General features: G+C 69.3%; 15 protein-coding genes. 2 read left to right on the top strand and 13 right to left on the bottom strand.

Annotation, left to right across the window (positions count from 1 at the left end):
• Positions 1-16: 16 nt before the first annotated feature.
• The 3 genes from CK951_RS17475 to CK951_RS17465 all read right to left on the bottom strand — a co-directional run bounded on the left by CK951_RS17475 (position 17) and on the right by CK951_RS17465 (position 3,104).
• Positions 17-1,246, bottom strand: a complete 1,230-nt coding sequence (locus CK951_RS17475) for a PAS domain-containing protein (RefSeq protein ID WP_232520780.1) — start codon at positions 1,244-1,246, stop codon at positions 17-19.
• 207 nt (positions 1,247-1,453) lie between these two features.
• Positions 1,454-2,443, bottom strand: a complete 990-nt coding sequence (locus CK951_RS17470; protein WP_096787510.1) for an SH3 domain-containing protein — start codon at positions 2,441-2,443, stop codon at positions 1,454-1,456.
• Between the two features lie 124 nt (positions 2,444-2,567).
• On the bottom strand, positions 2,568-3,104 hold the full coding sequence (locus tag CK951_RS17465) for a hypothetical protein (RefSeq protein WP_096787509.1): 537 nt from the start codon (positions 3,102-3,104) through the stop codon (positions 2,568-2,570).
• A 487-nt stretch (positions 3,105-3,591) separates the two neighbouring features.
• Here CK951_RS17465 and CK951_RS17460 point away from each other — a divergent pair, with 487 nt between their 5' ends.
• Entirely contained in the window at positions 3,592-4,104 is a 513-nt protein-coding gene (locus tag CK951_RS17460) for a hypothetical protein (protein ID WP_096787508.1), read from the top strand.
• A 132-nt stretch (positions 4,105-4,236) separates the two neighbouring features.
• On the opposite strand, the gene CK951_RS17455 is transcribed toward CK951_RS17460, so the two are convergent.
• From CK951_RS17455 to CK951_RS17415, 9 genes are all read right to left on the bottom strand, one after another.
• Positions 4,237-5,022 carry a helix-turn-helix domain-containing protein gene (locus CK951_RS17455; RefSeq protein ID WP_198402502.1) on the bottom strand — a complete coding sequence of 262 codons (786 nt, stop codon included), beginning with the start codon at positions 5,020-5,022 and terminating at the stop codon, positions 4,237-4,239.
• Positions 5,023-5,817: 795 nt separating this feature from the next.
• Positions 5,818-6,852 (bottom strand): IS110 family transposase, encoded by a 1,035-nt coding sequence (locus CK951_RS17450; protein ID WP_096786879.1) that lies wholly within the window; start codon positions 6,850-6,852, stop codon positions 5,818-5,820.
• A 191-nt stretch (positions 6,853-7,043) separates the two neighbouring features.
• Complete coding sequence (locus CK951_RS17445) at positions 7,044-8,657, bottom strand: methyl-accepting chemotaxis protein (protein ID WP_232520779.1); 1,614 nt, start codon at positions 8,655-8,657, stop codon at positions 7,044-7,046.
• Positions 8,658-8,955: 298 nt separating this feature from the next.
• Positions 8,956-9,735: a pyrroline-5-carboxylate reductase gene (locus CK951_RS17440; protein WP_096787506.1), complete on the bottom strand. Its 780-nt coding sequence runs from the start codon at positions 9,733-9,735 to the stop codon at positions 8,956-8,958.
• 40 nt (positions 9,736-9,775) lie between these two features.
• Positions 9,776-10,216 (bottom strand): cytochrome c, encoded by a 441-nt coding sequence (locus tag CK951_RS17435; RefSeq protein WP_096787505.1) that lies wholly within the window; start codon positions 10,214-10,216, stop codon positions 9,776-9,778.
• 137 nt (positions 10,217-10,353) lie between these two features.
• Positions 10,354-11,013, bottom strand: coding sequence for a phosphoribosyltransferase (locus tag CK951_RS17430; RefSeq protein WP_096787504.1), 660 nt, complete (start codon positions 11,011-11,013; stop codon positions 10,354-10,356).
• A gap of 549 nt (positions 11,014-11,562) precedes the next feature.
• Positions 11,563-12,240: a hypothetical protein gene (locus CK951_RS17425; protein WP_096787503.1), complete on the bottom strand. Its 678-nt coding sequence runs from the start codon at positions 12,238-12,240 to the stop codon at positions 11,563-11,565.
• Between the two features lie 3 nt (positions 12,241-12,243).
• A complete protein-coding gene (locus CK951_RS17420; protein ID WP_096787502.1) occupies positions 12,244-13,644 on the bottom strand; it encodes a selenium-binding protein SBP56-related protein in 1,401 nt (466 codons plus the stop codon).
• Positions 13,645-14,002: 358 nt separating this feature from the next.
• The gene (locus tag CK951_RS17415) at positions 14,003-14,623 is read right to left on the bottom strand and encodes a class I SAM-dependent methyltransferase (protein ID WP_096787501.1); all 621 of its coding nucleotides are present in this window, start codon (positions 14,621-14,623) and stop codon (positions 14,003-14,005) included.
• Between the two features lie 351 nt (positions 14,624-14,974).
• On the opposite strand from CK951_RS17415, the gene CK951_RS17410 reads away from it, so the two are divergent.
• A complete protein-coding gene (locus CK951_RS17410) occupies positions 14,975-16,288 on the top strand; it encodes a D-amino acid dehydrogenase (protein ID WP_096787500.1) in 1,314 nt (437 codons plus the stop codon).
• Between the two features lie 124 nt (positions 16,289-16,412).
• Here the strand turns inward: CK951_RS17410 and CK951_RS17405 are convergent, their stop codons facing one another.
• Positions 16,413-16,694, bottom strand: a complete 282-nt coding sequence (locus tag CK951_RS17405) for an acyl carrier protein (protein WP_096787499.1) — start codon at positions 16,692-16,694, stop codon at positions 16,413-16,415.
• Between the last annotated feature and the right edge of the window lie 30 nt (positions 16,695-16,724).

The raw sequence follows: 16,724 nt of genomic DNA, 5'->3' as shown, positions 1-16,724 counted from the left end.
ACGGAGCGGGGACCGCTCAGGGCGTGGTCGCCAGGATGCGGACCTCGCGGCCCAGCGACATCGTCCGGCTCAGGCACAGCGCCAGCTCCTGCTGGAACCGGTCGAGCTGGCTCACGATCTGGTCGAGCGTCCCGTCGGTCCGGCCCTGCCGGTTGCTTTCGACCCGGCACAGCATGCGGATCGCGTCGAGGCCGGTCACGTGGTGGCGCATCTCGAGCAGGTGGGACTCCAGGGTGACGGCGTCCCGCGCGGCGCGCATCCTGCACGCCCCGGCCCTTGCCCGGTAGTCGGCCGCCACCCCGGCGAGCTGCGCGCGCTCGGCCTCGGGATCGCCAAGGCCGGTCTCGCTGTCGCCGGCGAAGGTGTCCGACATCTCGTCCAGAAGGGCGGTGGCATTCGTCAGGAAAAGGCTCGCGCTCGCCGATCGCACGAGATCGTTGAAATCCGCCGTCTCGGCCATCCGATGATCGATCCAGACCGCCATGGTGTTGCAGAGCAGCGCGTAATTGTCCGCGATGGCGCTGAGGGCTCGGCCGAGGTGGCCGAGTTGCGAGGCGTGGATGCGCAGGTTCAGCGCGATCCGCACCGCCTCGCGGAAGATGCGCCGCATGCTGGCGAGTTCCGACTCGATCCCGTCGGCGGCGAGCGCGGCCCTGATGGCGGGCGCGTGATCGGGCTGGGGCCGGCCGATCGAGCCGGCGCGGTGCGCGACCTCGGCGGCCAGCGCCTGCGCCTGGAAGGACTCGTAGCTGGGAAAGCCCGCCCTCGCGAGGCGTCGGCGCAACTCGGCCGCGCCTTCGGATGGCGCGAGCCCGCGCGCCTCGGCATCCAGCAGGTCGGCATAGAGCAGCCGCGCCTGTGCGAAGCTTTCGGCCCCGGGCTTGATCCGGACCGACAGGTAGCCGTCGTGGATCGGGACGACGATGGCGAACACCCAGTAGGCCTGCCCGTCGCTTGCCCGGTTGCAGACATAGGCTCCGGTGGCGCGCCCGTCCTTCAGCCGGTCCCAGAGCAGCTGGAACACCGCCTTGGGCATGGCCGGATGCCGGACGATCCGGTGCGGGGCGCCGATCAGCTGTGCCGGCTCATAGCCGGAGACGCGGCGGAAGACGGAATTGCCGGCCCGGATGATTCCGCGTCCGTCGGTGCGCGAGAAGAAGATCTCGTCGAAGCCGAACGGAACCTCACCCTCCCTCGCGGGCGGAACGGCGGCAGCATCGGATGATTTTGCAGCGATCAGGGGCAACCGTGGCATCCTTGCGGTCCGGACGGCGGCCTTCCTGTCGCCGTCCCGGGAACAGCGTCACATGACGCGATCCGCACCATAGCGGCGGCGGCGTTAAGAAAGGACGAAGCCCGGCCCGGTGCCGCGCAGTGTGGCGTCCGCGCCCGCCTTCAGGGGCCGCGGAAAGCCGGGACATGGCCTCGCTGGCGCCTGTGCCGGGGCCTCGCGTCAGCCGCCGTTGACCGCGGCCTCCGGGATCTCGTAGCGCTCGTCCCCCACGCCTACCGTGAAAAGGTCCTCCGTCTTCGAGAAGGTCAGCGGGGCATCGGCATCCGCCGAGACAGGCCTGTTCCCCTCGAACAGGATCTGCCGCTCGCGCCCCTCGCCGGTCGCGATCCAGATCCCGGCATTGCCGGGCCCGCTGCGGATCACGCCGAACAGGCATTGCCGCATCGGCGCGCCGGCCGCCGTGGCGCAGGGGATCGAGCCGGTGGCGTCGAAGGGGAAGCCGTTGCCTTTCGGTCCTCCCTCGGGCATGGCGGCGGGTTGCGGCGGCGCGGCCTCCGCCAGGAACCGCCCCGCGACCCAGCCCTGCACCCCGGAGCCTTGCACCCGGATGCTGCACCAGCGATCCGCGCCCGACATCCGGCAACCGCGGTTCTGCATCGTCTCGCCGGTCCGGACCTTGCCGATCACGCCATAGCGCATCCCCGGGCCGGACCGGATGTTCAGGACCGCGTCGGCCTCGAGCCCCCTCACCTGCCACCAGTCGGGGCCGCCCGCGAGCCCGTCGGCGAAATCCGGGCCGCCAACCCCGAGACCGATCGAATAGCTGACCCGCTCGTTCCGCCGCGCGGCGCTGCGCATCAGCTGGAGATCGACGGCATATCCGCCCTCCGCCGGGGCCGTGACATCCGCCACATTCCCCGAGACGGAGCCGTCGAAGAGCGCCTCGTTCCCGCCGAGGGGCAGGATGGTGAAGAAGAGCGCGCCGTTGGAGGCGGCGAGATCGACCGACAGGATCTGCCCGGCGGCGGCATGAAGGATGTAGCGGATGCTCTCGCTGCCGCGCAGGCTGCCCTCGGTGACGGTCCCTGCGGAAGCGGCGGCCGCCGCAATCTCGACCGTGCGCGTGGCCTCTGCTTGGCCAGCCCCTGCCGGCAGCAGGAAAAGGCCCGCGCCCAGCAGGGCGACTAGTCTCAGCTTCGGATCGGGCATTGTTCCTCTCCCTGCTTCGATGGGCTCGGCCGGGTGGCCCCCGGTGGTTCGGTGTGCCGCCCGTCCCGGGCCGGAGGTGCCGCGCGCCGGATCTGCGGACAGGCCCGGCGCCTGCACCCGCATCTCACATCCGGCCGCCGCGCAGGTCGAGCACCTCGCCCGTATCGCGCATCTTGCAGACCATGTGCTGGTGACCGACGGCCGTCTCGATCTGCCACTCGTGCTTGCGCGGCGACTGCGAGCGGAGGATGTGAACGTCCCGCACCGGCACCGCAAAGTTCTGGGCGACCCGCCGGGCGCAGCCCTGGATCGCCATCGGCGGAGCCTTCGCGTGCGCCGGCTGGCGGCGATGCGCCATGCTGTTCTCGCGCTCCCGGCTTCCGGCGCTGTATCCTTGCTCGTAGCCGCGCGTCCCGTTGTCCGGCCGGTAGGCATAGCCATGCAGGCCGTCGCGGTAGCCGCGCTCGAACTCCGCGGTCTCCTCGCCGCTCTCGGGGCGGTAGCCGTCGCTGTAATGGTGTTCGCTGTGGGCGAGCGCCGCAATCCCGAGGATCGCCAGCGCGGCGGCGAGCTTCTCGCCGTCCGACGTTTCTGCGGACAGCGGCTGTGCCGCCAGTCCGATGGCAAGAGTTGCGACAAGGCACAATGCGGTCTTCGTCATGAGGGAGCCGCCTCCATGGCACTGCAAGGGGTGTCGGGTAACCTCCCCGGGATCGTCGGCCGGCGCGCACTGTCCTTTCAGCCCCCGGTCAGGCATGCCGAGGCTAGACCTCGGGCCATCCGCGCTCTATCCGGAAAGCGAAAGACGCGGGTCCGCGTCGGCAGCGAGGCGGCCCACTGCGTGGCGATGCAGGCGCCAACAGGTTCGGCGGGCCACTCCGGCTCCTCCCGCCGGCCTTGCCCCCATCCCGCCGAAGGCGACCGCAGCGCTCCATGGGTGCGGCGGCAGTCTCTTCCCGCGGCGAAGCCAGACGTCGCAATCGTCAGGCTTTCCGCGCAGCGCGACGGGTGCCCGTCCGGGCATCGCATGCCCACTTGCCGCCAAGTCTGCGGTTCGCAAAGCGGATAGCGGCGGCGCGGCGGATCGTGCCACCAAGACCGGCACAGAACCGGCCGCAGGTCGCGGCCTGACGGGGAGAGATGCCACGATGTCCAGTCGCACCGGAATCCGCGCCGCCCTTCTTGCAGTCATCGCCCTCTTCGGCCCCTCCGCGCCGTCCGAGGCCAGGATCGTCTCGGCCGACGATCTCTCCCGCTACTGCGCCGAAGAGGCCATGGTGCGCCTCGATGCCAGCCGCAGCGAGTTGATCATCCTTCCGGTCGAGCAGAACCGCGGCCAGTTCACCGTCAACGTCCAGCTGGACGGCCGGCCGGGGATGGTCGAATGCAGGTTTGACCGCAACCGGAAGTTGCTGGGTGTCGCGGTTTCCGGTGCGGGCAAGACCAAGGTGGCCCACAAGGCCGGCCCCGCCGCACCGAAGGCTGCATTGAACAAATGTCTCTACACCTTCGGGCAGGAGGCGACGGTCGAGAAGGTGAGCCCGCTTCGGCCCGGCTACAGCGAGATCATCCTGCGCGCGGACAATGGCAGCCGCCGGGTCGCCTGCACCGTTCCGGACGACGGGCACGAGATCTCGGACTGGGTCGAGATGAAGCCCTGACATCCGCAGGAGGGAGGATCCTCCGTCGCCGCTGCGGGGCCGGCCGCCGCTCTCCGAGGCCGATGCGGCAGTGGCCTGCCCTCCGCCGCTGCGCGGCAGCCCGCCCTGGTCGCGCCGACATTGCAGGCCATGTCAGGGGCGGCGGGCGCGCCGCAGCGTGTCGACCGGGCGTTCTCCGAAGGCGTCCCGGTAAGCCTCCGAGAACCGGCCGAGGTGGGTGAAGCCGCTGTCGAGCGCGATTCGCGTCACATTGGCCGTCGCATCGGCGACCATGAGGCGGTGCCGTGCATTCTTCAGCCGGATGCCGGTCAGCACCTCGCGCGGCCCGGTGCCCCGCACCTTCCGGAACGCAATCTGCAGGCTGCGCATCCCCAGATCCAGTTCGCGCGCAAGATCCGCAATCGACAGCGGCTCGTCGGCGCGCAGGCGCATCAGCTCTTCTGCCCGCCGAACCCGAAGGCTGGCCAGAACGCGCTGCGGCCCGATCGCGTCGTGCAGGAGGTCGAGCAGCCGAGACGGCACCGCGCACGGGTCCTGATGGCGGAGCAGGCTGGCCGACGGGCCGAGCACGCCCTCGACGGTGGACACGAGGGCCTCCCGCAGCCGCGCCGCGCACCCGGGGTCGAGAACGGTCACCTGCCCCGAGGGCAGGCAGCAGCCCCGGTCCGCGTGCGGCATCCCGTCCCCGAAGCCGGGCACCGGCAGTGTCATGAGGTAGATGAGGTGCGGCCGATCGGCGCCTGACAGCAGCAGCCTGACGTTCGGCCCGGACTGCGCCACCATCACCGCGTCGGCCGGGACGTCATAGGCAGCCCCGCCAAGGCGGACCTGCAGGCGGCCCGCGACGGGGGCCAGAAGGGTGAGGTCGTGCTCTCCGGCTGGTCCGATCCCGCGGCCTGTGGAGAACCCCTGGCCCATGGAGTCGACCCGGCACACGCGGATCCCCGTGCCCGGGATCTCCCTGAGGTCGAAGCGGGGCCGGGCTGCGCCTGCGGCGAGGCGGGCAGGATCTGCGCGGGCGTCGGAATGCGCATCGCCGCGATGCGCCGGGGGGGGCCGGACGGGACTTGTCTGGCCCCGACCGGTCATGCCGGACACGGCCGCGCCAGTGGCGCAGGCACTTGACGTCTCGCGCGGATGAAACTGGAAATCAGGCTCATGAAGCAACTGGCACCGGATCTGCGTTGGCGTAGATGGGAGGCCACGTGCCCCCTGCGTGTCAATCGCCGATTGCGCGCTGTTCCGCGGAAACCGCCCGGCTCAACCGCCGGGCCTCTGTGGTGAAGCCTCCGACGGCCGGGGTTCCGACGCCGCAGCCATCCGCTTCGCGAAAGAGGGTGACAGTCGCCCCGGGGCGAGGTCAAAGGCAGCCCGGCCTGCCCCCCACCGGAGATGAGGTCTGCCCGCGCCGCCGCCGGGGGCCGGTAGTGGAGGGATGGTGACTGTCGGCACGTCACATCATGTGTGGGTAGCCCCGGTTTTAGCGGGCTGTCGCCTCGGCTAGCATGATACGATCGAATGCGTCCATGTGTCAGGCCTTTCGTCGGAGCGCTTTGCTCCATGGCCGGTATGGGATGCGCGGGTTGTGGTCAAAACATCAAAACGAGCTCGAAGCTCTCCATGTGACACTGGTTTCCCCAACCCCGATCTGTCCGATCGATTTCATACAAGCTTCAGCTTCTCCCGCATTTCGAGGCGGTGCTGCTGACCTCGTCAGTTCGCCATCAGCGGTCCCCCTCGAAACTCTTCGTTCTTTGTGATCATGGCCCAAAGCATGCGGGCCATCTTGTTCGCCAATGCGATGGCGGCCAGCATCCGTGGCTTGCGTGCCAGCATCCGCCCCAGCCACGAGCTTTCTGCGGGTGGCCGGATCTTGGTCCCGGAGATTACGGCCATCGCGCCAATGATCAGCAAGCGCCGGATGTCGCGCTGGCCGGACTTGCTCGTGCGGCCGAGCCTCTGCTTGCCGCCGCTGGAATGCTGTCGCGGCACGAGGCCCAGCCAAGCCGAGAAATCCCTTCCCTGACGGAAGCTCTCCATCGGTGGCGCGAAAGCCGCCAATGCCATCGCGGTAATAGGGCCTATGCCGGGCATCTTTTGCAGTCGGGCTGAGAACCGCGAACGTTTGCTGGCCGCCGCGATCTGCGTATCAAGCTCGGTGATCCTCTGCGACAGATCGTCGATCTGATCAAAGCAAAGCTGTGCCATGTGGCGGACCACAGCAGGAAGATCGTCTGACCCTGCGCCCGGCTCCAGAACGGTCCGCAGCTTGTCCACGTTCTCCCGCCCCTTCCCGGCGACAAGCCCGAACTCGGCGAGATGGCCGCGCAAGGCATTGATCATCTGCGTCCGCTGCCCTACCAGCAGATCCCGCAGCCTGAAGATCATGCCGAGGCCCTGCTGCTCCGGCGTCTTCACCTCGACGAAACGCATGGTCGGCCGACTGCCCGCTTCCGCGATCGCCTCGGCATCCGCCATGTCGTTTTTCTGGCTCTTCACATACGGCTTGACGAATTTCGGGGCGATCAGGCGCACTTCATGCCCGATGGCCGACAAGGTCCGGGCCCAATGATGAGCGGTGGCACAGGCCTCCATCGCAATGATGCACCCGGACTGCGACTGCATGAACGTGAGAAACTGCTTGCGCGACAGCTTCTTGCGAAACACGACCTCGCCTTCTGCTGTCGCTCCGTGCAGTTGAAAAACCTGTTTCGCCAGGTCAACGCCGATGATCGAGACGTCCTTCATAGCGGGTTCCTCCTGATCCTGTCTGGATCACTGTGGCACATAAGTGCCGTCAGGAGGGGCTACCCAACCCATCATCAAAGCCAGTCTGGCCCGCCCCGCTGAGATGGGGACTGCCCGCCGCCGCCGGTCACGCGCTCCGGGCGGCCCCAGCCGAAGGCATCCCGGACTGGCCCTGCCCGGGACGGAGGGTGTCAGGCCCGCATCCTCACCGCGTGATACCGGACCTCGGAAGCATGCGGATCCTCCTCCGGCTCGCCCTCGTCTTCCCCGACGCCGGGGCTCACTGTGCCCTCCGGCGGGGGTGTGTCGCCGGTTCCCTCGAGCCGGAAATAGGCCACGGTGTCCTGCAGGCGCTCGGCCTGCGCGGAAAGGCGCGAGGCGCCCTGTGCGAGTTCCGCCGAAGCCGCCCCGTTCTGCTGGGTCACCCGGTCCAGCTGCTGTATGGCGAGGGTCACCTGTTCGGCGCCCGCGGCCAGTTCCCGCGAGGCAACGGAGATGTCGGTGACGAGGCGCGACGTGTTCTCGATGTCGGGAACGAGCGAGTTCAGCATGTCGATCGCGCCGCCCGCCGCCCGCTCCGTCCCCGTGGAGAGCGAGGAGATCTCGGTTGCGGCGATCCGGCTGCGGTCGGCCAGTTTGCGCACCTCGGCCGCGACCACCGCAAAGCCGCGGCCATGCTCGCCCGCGCGCGCGGCCTCCACCGCCGCGTTGAGCGCGAGAAGGTCGGTCTGGCGCGCGATCTCCTGCACGACGAGGATGCGTCCGGCAATTCCGCGCATCGCCTCGGCGGCCTCGTCCACCGCCAGACGCGAGGCGCGGGCCTTCTCGGCCGCCTCGCGCGCCATTTGCTCGGTCAGCGCGGCGTTTTCGGCCGCCTGCCGGATGTTGGCCGCCATCTGCTCGACCGAAGCCGAAGCCTCCTCGGCCGAGGCGGCCTGCTCGCTGGCGCCCTGCGACAGCGCCTCGGAGGTGGCGGCCATCTCTGCGCTGCCCGACCGCACCTGCCGGGTCACCGTGATGGTCCCGCCGACCACTTCGCGCAGCTTCAGCGTCATGGCGTTGTTCGTCCGAAGCAGGCGGGCGATCTCGTCCCGGCCCTCGGCCTCGGCCGTGGCGCTCAGGTCGCCCCCCGCCACCCGTTCCGAGAGGCTCAACGCACGGTCGAGCCCGTTGCCGATCGAGTAGATGATCCAGGCGGCTGCGGCGGTGCCCGTGAAGCCTGCCAGCAGGATCAGCATGATCAGGAGGCCCTTGGCGTCGCGCGCCTTCACGAAGGTATCCAGCCGGATCTCCTTCAGCTGGTCGAACTGGCGTGCGATGAACTTGTCCACCAGCCCGTCCGCATCCGCCTGCATCTGCACGAAGGCCGGGTCGAACAGACGGCTGCGCGCGGCATAGAAATGTTTCTCGCGCGAGGCCTGGAGCGATTCGGCGGTGATCGCGGCGATGCGGTCGCGGATGGCGATGTATCCGTCGAGCAGTTCGAGGTCGCCGGCATCGAGCGCCGCCGCCTTCAGGCGGGTCTGGGCGTCGGCATGATCCTTCTCGGCGGTCGCCAGCACGGCCTCGAGCCGCTGCATCGCCTCGGGGTCCTTGCTGAGCACGTGTTCGGCGATGGCCTTGCTGACCCGCACGCCCGAGGACTTGAGGATCTGGGCGTTCAGCACGTGCTGCACCTCGCCGTCGATCACCGCGTTCATGTTCGCCTGTAGGCCCTTGAAGCCCTGCAGCGCAAAGGCGGCTGCCAGCCCCGACAGGAGCAGGACGACGAGGAAACCGCTGGCCAGCCTTATCTTGATCGTCATCAGGACCTCGCGATGGTGGATCGAGGCCGCAAGCTTTTCCCGATGTGCCGCACGAAGGCGACCTATCCTTGGGATGCAAGGCGACCACGGAAGGACTCTGCAAGGTCCATACCGGGTTCGACGTTATCCTCCGAGAGTTGACGAACCCTGAAGGTCGGAGAGCCGGATCGCGCCGGCAAGGAAACCGCGCGCCGGCCCGCGTGTCGCAGGACGCAAAGCCCTCGCGGGCCGGGCGAGGCGGTGATGGCCGGCGCTGGCCGCGACCCTGCGCAGCGGTCGCCACACCCTGAACCGGCGGCTAGCGGGGCTCCGACATCTCCTTCGCCCTAGCGGTCGCCGCCGCCAGCCCGGCCTGCAGCGCGGTGCCGAAGCCCGCCCGCCCGGCCGTCTGCAGGCCGGCGGCGGTGGTTCCGGCATAGTCGATGAAGGTGCGCACGAGGTCCGGCGCGGTCTCGATCCTGCCCGCCAGCAGCTGTGCCGCGGCACAGACGGTCGCTTCGGCAGCACGACGGGCGATGCCCTCCGCCACGCCGCGCTCGCGCAGGAATTCCATCATCGCCAGCGCCATCAACGCGGGATAGGCGGGACCGGAACCGGACACTGCCGTCATCAGGTCGATCTGGTCCTCCGATGCCAACTCGTCCGAGGTTCCGATGGCCGAGAGGATCAGCGACACGTCCTGCCGGTCCGCCTCGGTGACATCGGCGGCCGGCAGCCACGGGCTGTAGGAGGCGCCAATTTCTGCTGCGGCGTTGGGCATCGCCCGCACGGCGCGGCCGCCGGTCGCGGAAAGCGCCGCAAGCGGCACGCCGGCCATGAACGAGATCAGAAGGCGCCCCTCCGCCCGCAGGCCGAGCGCGGGCCACTGCTCGGGACGGACCGAGACCACGACGATGTCGCTTTGCCCGACCAGATCGGCCACGTCCCGCGCCCAGGCCACGGGATGCTCGAAATGGCCGGGCTGCGGCCCGCTGCGGTTCAGGATCACGAGATCGGCGGGCGCCGTCCCCGCCCGAAGCAGCCCCCGCGCCAGCGCCGATCCCAGCCAGCCGGTGCCTCCGATGATGCCGATTCTCATCCTTGCCTCCGTTTTCGCCCCCTGGATGAAGGGGCCAGCCTCATTCGCCCGAGACCTGCCTCTGATACTCGGCCGCCCGGTCAGGCCAGGTGCTCTTGATGAAGGCGAGGACGGCCCGCATCTCCGCCTCGGTCAGCTTGCCCGCAAAGCCCGGCATGTCGCTCTGGTAGCCGTTGCCGACCAGCGCCGCCGTGCCGTCGCGGATGATGGCCAGCAGCTGGGCATCGGGATGATGCCAGGTATGTCCCGAGACGTCATGCGGTGGCGCAGGAAGCCGGCCGTTCGGCCCCGGCTCGCGCCAGTTCGTCTGTCCCTCGAGGTTCACGCCGTGGCACGAGGCGCATTGGGCGGCGTAGACCTGCCGGCCGAGGGCGATCTCGGGGCTGGGATTCGCCGTGGTCGCGACAGGGATGATGGCTGAAATCGCGCAGGCGAGGATCGGCAGCGCAGGACGGAGCGGGAAGGGGACAATCCGGATCATGATGAGATCTTAGCGGGGCCGTGGGCCCTCCGGAAGGGGGCCTTGGGCAGCCGTCGCATCGGCGATCGGCCCGCGCAGCGCGGACGGCGTTGCAGTCCGCAAAGGAGACGGCGGGGCGCGATCCCGATCCGGGCGCATCAGTGCGGCCGGTGCCCTCGCTTCCGCCAGTCCGTCAGCAACTCTCCGACCGTCTCATCCGGAACCTGGGGAAACTGGTCGTAATGCGCCCCCACCGCCACGAAGGGTTCGGGTTCGGCGAGGCACTCGATCCGGTCCACCAGCGGCCTGACGAGTGCGAGAGCCGAAGTCGCAGCCACCGGCAGCGCAACCACGATGCGGGCCGGCTTCAATGCCCTCAGCGACTGCAGCGCGGCCAGCATCGTCGTGCCGGTCGCCATACCGTCGTCGACGAGGATCACCGTCCGTCCGCTGACCGGAACCTCCGCCCCAAGCTGCCACAGCCTGCGCCGGCGGGCGAGTTCCGCGCGCTCCTTCTCGGCCAGTGCGTCGATCTCGTGCAGGGACAGGCCGACGGCCGTCAGCAGTGCCTCGTTGACCACCAGATCCTGACCCTCCGGTCCCGATACGGCGGCAATTGCCAGTTCCGGATAGCCGGGAAGGCCGACCTTGCGGACCAGCAGCAGGTCGAGCGGACAGTCCAGCGCGCGGGCGATCTCGACGGCGACCGGAACGCCGCCGCGCGGCAGGGCAAGGACGAGGGCATCCGCCACCCGCAGGTCGGAAAGCCGTTCCGCAAGCCTCTGTCCCGCTTCCGTCCGGTCCGTGAGGAGGGGCATTCCACTCTCCCTGTCTGTCGGGCCGGCGGGGAAAAGCCCCCGCGGCCCGCGGGTGACGTTGCATCCACGCCTCGCCACGCAGGGAGCAGGCGCGGCCGGATGTGCAGGCGTCTCGTCCCGGACTTCGCGCCTTGTCCCCTCGTCCGGCGCTTCGGGCATCTTGCCGACCCAGGGGCCGAGGACACAGGCTCCACGGCGCGCCGTGCCCGGCGCAGCTCCCCGCCGTGCCGGCCAATCCTTCCGATCAGGGGCAGGGCGGCGTAAGATCCGACGCGTCGAGCGAACGAACCGCATCACCCGGACCGCAGGGCGCACCGGTTATCGGATAGGTAGTCTGCGGCTCCTCGCAGGCCGCCATGCTCAGGGCGACCGGCAACAGCAGCAGGACCAGGCCACGGCGACAGGCTTTCCCACGCATCCCCATTCTCCTGGCTGATCGGACTTCGACGGTATGTCCGAATCCCGATCGAGCACATTGAAGACGGTCAACGGATGGTGCGGCGGCTCCAAGGCGGGGGCAGCGGTGCGGGCCACCTGCCCGGGCGCCCTCTACATCGGCCCGAGCAGCGCGTGGACGGCGCCGAAGCCTCCGACGACGATCAGGCTCACGGCCCATGCCGCGTCGAGGTTGAACCATGCCCGCGAGAGGACCCCCAGCCCGAGCCAGGCATGGACGGCGATCGCCAGCGCGCCGCCGGCACCGATCATCGCGGTGGTATGGAGGAGGGCCACGAGAAGCGCGATGCCGAGGTTTCCGGCCATCAGCGCGCCTGCCGCGCGCTCTCCCTCGTCCAGCGCCCCGGCATCGCCGCAGAGCCCGAGATAGATCGGCACCAGCATCAACCCGGCGCCGTGAACAATCGCCGCGAGAAACGACCAGAGGGCGAGCCTCGTCGGCGGCACGCGCGCAAGAAAGCGGGGATGCCGGCAGCTCGCGAGCAGGTAGAGGCCCATGGCGACGACCGCGAGCCCGCCCGCGATGCGCACCTCGCGCTGCCAAAGCACGACCGCGGCCATCAGCGAGAACGGCAGCAGGATCGCCGCCATGGCAAGCAAATGGCCGGCGGCCAGCGCCGCCAGCGCCCTTGGCATCACCTGGCGGCTGCTGCGGTCCATCAGCGCGGCCGAGACCGCCAGCGGCCAGCCCATCCCCGGATTCAGCCCGTGGTAGAGGCCGGAGACGATGACGGCCCACCACAGGGCCACGGCCGCGCCCGCATCGCCCAAGGCTCAGACGTTCGGATAGCAGAAACTGTCGGTCGAGCAGTCGCCGCCCTCGAGCCGGATCTGGTGGCTGCGATAGCCCTCCGGGAAGTCGACCCAGAAATCCTCGCGCAGCGTCAGCCCGCCATTCTCTCCAGCCGTCGCGCAGACCATCGCGGCGCCGCGGTCGCCGGGATAGAACTGGTCGTCCCAGGTCGAATAGAGCGAGTTGGTCCAGTAGACGCGCCGGCCGTCGCGGCTGACCTCGACCATCTGCGGGCCATAGCCGAAGTCGCGGCCGTTCGGGTGCTTCGCCCGGGCGACGATCCCGCCGATCTGCACCTTGCCGGTCAGTTTCGGCTGCAGCGGGTCCGAGACGTCATACTGGTGCATCTCGCCGAGGCCCCAGCAGGAAACGTAGAGGAACCGGTCGTCGAGGCTCAGGTCGATGTCGGTCACAAGCGGCGGAACCGCTCCGAAGCCCTTCAGCATGTCGGGAAGGTCCGCGGGGTCGGCGGGAACGGGATCGATCGTGAGGACCTTTCTCGCCTCGAACGTGCCATCCGCCTTCCGCCACCAGGTGAAGACCGAGCCCTGCAGGTTGGTCGTGTCCACCACCACGCCGCAGAACCCGTGCTGCCGGGCGGGATCGTGGGCCGGGCGGATCTCGAGCGCCATTTGGTGATGGGCTCCAAGGTCGATCGACTGCACGCACCGGCGCGCCCGCAGGTCCCAGAAGTGGATCGTGTGGCCGTAGCGGTTGCCCAGCAGGTCCTCGGGGACAAGGCCGTTCTCGAACTGCGGCGGCAGGGCCCATTCCGAGCTGACCATGTAGTCGCGCGGCAGGTTCCACCAGAAATCGTAGTGCTTGTCCTGGCTGCCGCGGTCCATCTCGTAGCGGCCGAGCACCTCGAAGGTCTGGCAGTCCATGATGAAGATGCCGGGGGGACCGTCCGTGCCATCCTTGCCGCCGCCGCCGAGGGTCGAGACATAGATGCCCTCGGGCCCGCAATGGATGGTGTGGGGGCGGGAATAGCCGGTCTTCGCGAACACCTCCTCGGGTTCGATGATCTTGTGGATCGTGGCCTTCAGCGGTTCCTTGACGTCGATCACGTAGATGCGGCTCGACCGTATCCCCGGGATGATCAGGTAGCGGCGCTCGAGGAAGGCATGGCCGGACAGGGGCGACAGCGCCGAGGAGCAGGCGTTCCAGCCGAAATGGTGGAACTCGTCACCCTTGTTCGGCATGAAAAGGCTGTGCAGGATGCGGCCGTAGCTCTGCGATCCGGGGTCGACATCCACGACGGCCAGCCCGTCGGGCCGGCTTGCATCGGGGCTGAGCAGCAGGACGAAGGCCAGCGTCTCGGCCGGCGCCTCCATCGCGGTGCGGGGGGTCGGGTGGAAGGTGGGATCGGGTCTGAGGTTCATGGTCGTGATCTCCGGGAACGGACGACGAACTCTGCAGGATGATCTCTCTCCGACACGAACCGTGTTGCGCCGGTTGCGGGTCGGGGAGCGGTGATCCGGGCACGAGGCAAGGCTATCACAGAATCCCCGCCGCTGCATGGACGATGCGAGAGGTCCCTTTTCGGGCAGGTTAGCGTGCAACCTGTTTCCGGGCGCCCGGTGCGTTGAGGTGCAGCGGCGCGGCTCGCGTCAGGCACGGGTGCGACCTGAAGCGGCTGGGCGCGGCGGCGCGCTGCCTGCGGCCGTCAGGTTCTTGCTGCCGGACTCATCGTCAGGACCGGTCCGGCTTCTGCACCGTCAGCCAGGCATGCGCCGCTGCTCAGACCGGCCTGCGGGCGACGATGTAGGGCGCGTGGCGGCTGCGCCCGAAGGTGCGGTCGGCCTCGATGGTGAAGCCGGCCGCGCGGATCGCCCCCCGCAGGTCGTCGGCGCTCAGCGCGCGCGCCGGCGGGAACAGCCCGAGGCGCCGCAGGACGGGGATCAGCATCCGCATGCGCCAGCCCATGTCGGCAAAGCACCAGGTCTTGCTGACGAGCAGGCCACCCGGCCGCAGACTGGAGCGGATCAGCGCAAGCGTCGCGGCGGTATCCGGCACGAGATGGAGGATATGGAAGGCGCAGACCGCGTCGAACGGTGCATCGTCGAACTCGCGGTCGGCCTCTGCGACCGCGAAGCTCACGCTGGCGGGGGCCGGCTTCGCCTGCGCGATCCGGATCATTTCCGGCGAGAGGTCGGTGGCCCGCCACTCGCGGACATGGCCGCCCAGCCGGATCGCGGTGCTGCCGGTGCCGCAGCCGATCTCCAGCACCCGGTCCGAGGGTGACAGACGTCCGGCAACGTCACGAAGGGTCTCCTCGTAGGCGGCCGGATCCCTGACCGGCCGCGCCGCGTAGCGCTCTGCCATCCGGTTCCAGAATGCCATGCTCTTGCTGTCTGCCATCGGCTTCCTTCCTTCGCCGTGCCGGAGCTTCGCCGATGCCACGCCTTCCTGCCAGAGTGCACGTTGTCCCGCATGCCATCTGTTTCCGCCAGCAGCGAGGGTGCTGCCAGCCGACCGCGGAAAAGACGAGACGGATTGCCGCGGCGGCCCCGCCCCGTCCGGCCCAAGCTGGGGGCTGTGAATCACGATATCCGATATGGGAAGTTATCGGCGCAGGAATTCCTGCAGAAGTGCGGAACATTCGAAGAAACTTCTGCCATCGGGCGCAGGGCCGCCGGATTTCCCCAGGAAATCCTGCGGCAATTCGTCCTATTCTGGGGCCATCCCAGCATGGTCGGAAGGAGAGCTTGCATGAAGGTCGTGATCCTCGGAGCCGGTGTCATCGGTGTCACCTCGGCATGGCAACTGGCCAGGGCGGGGCACGAGGTCACGGTGATCGACCGCCAGCCCGGCCCGGCGCTCGAGACGTCGTTCGCCAATGCGGGCGAGATCAGCCCCGGCTATTCCTCGCCCTGGGCGGCACCCGGCATCCCGATGAAGGCGCTCAAGTGGCTGTTCATGGCGCATGCGCCGCTGGTGATCCAGCCGCGGCCGGACCCCGAGAAGATCCGCTGGCTCCTGCGGATGCTGGGCAACTGCACGGCCGACGCCTATGCCGTGAACAAGTCCCGCATGGTCCGCCTTGCGGAATACTCGCGCGACTGCCTGACGGACCTGCGGGCCGAGACCGGCCTTGCCTTCGACGAGCGGCAGAAGGGCACGCTGCAGCTGTTCCGCACGCAGAAGCAGGTCGATGCCGCCGCCAAGGATATCGAGGTGCTGCGCGCAGGCGGCGTCCCGTTCGAGTTGCTCGATGCCGAAGGCTGCCTTGCGGCCGAGCCCGGACTGGCAGCGGCGCAGGACCGCATCGCCGGCGGCCTGCGGCTGCCGAAGGACGAGACCGGCGACTGTTTCAAGTTCACGCAGGGCCTTGCCGCGCTGGCGGCGACGCGGGGCGTGCGCTTCCGCTACGGAACCGGGGTGGAGCGGATCGTGGTGGCGGGCGGGCGCGTCACCTCGGTCGTGACGTCCCAGGGCGAGGTGGCGGCGGACGCGGTTGTCGTGGCGCTGGGAAGCTATTCGCCGGCGCTTGTCCGGCCGCTCGGCCTCGACCTGCCGGTCTATCCGTTCAAGGGCTACTCGATCACCCTGCCGATCGTGGACGAGGCCCGCGCCCCGGTTTCGACGGTTATGGACGAAAGCTACAAGGTCGCGATCACCCGGCTCGGCGATCGCATCCGCGTGGGGGGCATGGCCGAGATCGCCGGCTTCGACCTGTCGTTGAACCCGAAGCGCAAGGCGACGCTGCTGCGCTCGGTCGAGGATCTGTTCGGAGGGGCGGGCGACCGCGCACGGGCCACCTTCTGGACCGGCCTTCGGCCGATGACGCCGGACGGGACGCCGGTGATCGGCCGGACGCCGGTCGAGGGGCTGTTCCTCAACACCGGCCACGGGACGCTGGGCTGGACGATGGCGGCGGGTTCGGCACGGGTTCTGGCCGACCTCGTCACCGACCGCGCGCCCGAGGTCGAGACGGCGGATCTGGGTCTGGCGCGCTACGGGGTGCATCGCCCGACGCGTCGCGCAGCCCCGCGCCGGCGCCCGGCAGCCGAGCCGGCCGCCTGAGCGGCCAAGCGACGGGGCCGGCGCCGAGGCACTGGCCCCGCCACGGCGACCGTGGTTCTGTTCATGGCTTGCCCCACAGGGCCGGGCGGTTGGCGGATACCATCCGCTTCCCGTGTGGCCGACCTCACGCAGCCGAGCGTTCCGGTCCTTCCGGCAACGGTGGTCCCTGCTCGGCCAGAAGCGACCGCACGTAATCCACGGCCTGCCCGAAGGTGACCAGACCCACGGCGTCGGAGTCGGCGATCTCGATCTCGAACGCCTCCTCATAGGCCATCTGAAGCTCCACGCTGTCCAGGCTGTCGATGCCCAGCCCTTCGGCGAAACTCGCCTCCCGCGAGATCCGGTCGGTCTCGACGCTCAGGATCCTCGCGGTAAGGCTGCGAAGAGTGTGTTCAACCTCAGGCACGCCGCAGCCTCCCGTCGCCGGTCGCCCCGC

It is taken from the genome of Rhodobacter sp. CZR27 (assembly GCF_002407205.1).
GTDB lineage: Bacteria > Pseudomonadota > Alphaproteobacteria > Rhodobacterales > Rhodobacteraceae > Cereibacter_A.
The sequence above is the reverse complement of the archived record's forward strand: the minus strand, read 5'-3'. Positions and strand labels throughout refer to the sequence as shown.

Bases quoted from the DNA above. Each gene is read 5' to 3' on its own strand.
- CK951_RS17435 (WP_096787505.1), bottom strand. From the start codon at position 10,216: ATGATCCGGATTGTCCCCTTCCCGCTCCGTCCTGCGCTGCCGATCCTC.
- CK951_RS17445 (WP_232520779.1), bottom strand. From the start codon at position 8,657: ATGACGATCAAGATAAGGCTGGCCAGCGGTTTCCTCGTCGTCCTGCTC.
- CK951_RS17460 (WP_096787508.1), top strand. From the start codon at position 3,592: ATGTCCAGTCGCACCGGAATCCGCGCCGCCCTTCTTGCAGTCATCGCC.
- CK951_RS17420 (WP_096787502.1), bottom strand. From the start codon at position 13,644: ATGAACCTCAGACCCGATCCCACCTTCCACCCGACCCCCCGCACCGCG.
- CK951_RS17450 (WP_096786879.1), bottom strand. From the start codon at position 6,852: ATGAAGGACGTCTCGATCATCGGCGTTGACCTGGCGAAACAGGTTTTT.
- CK951_RS17455 (WP_198402502.1), bottom strand. From the start codon at position 5,022: ATGGGCCAGGGGTTCTCCACAGGCCGCGGGATCGGACCAGCCGGAGAG.
- CK951_RS17440 (WP_096787506.1), bottom strand. From the start codon at position 9,735: ATGAGAATCGGCATCATCGGAGGCACCGGCTGGCTGGGATCGGCGCTG.
- CK951_RS17470 (WP_096787510.1), bottom strand. From the start codon at position 2,443: ATGCCCGATCCGAAGCTGAGACTAGTCGCCCTGCTGGGCGCGGGCCTT.
- CK951_RS17415 (WP_096787501.1), bottom strand. From the start codon at position 14,623: ATGGCAGACAGCAAGAGCATGGCATTCTGGAACCGGATGGCAGAGCGC.
- CK951_RS17430 (WP_096787504.1), bottom strand. From the start codon at position 11,013: ATGCCCCTCCTCACGGACCGGACGGAAGCGGGACAGAGGCTTGCGGAA.
- CK951_RS17465 (WP_096787509.1), bottom strand. From the start codon at position 3,104: ATGACGAAGACCGCATTGTGCCTTGTCGCAACTCTTGCCATCGGACTG.
- CK951_RS17410 (WP_096787500.1), top strand. From the start codon at position 14,975: ATGAAGGTCGTGATCCTCGGAGCCGGTGTCATCGGTGTCACCTCGGCA.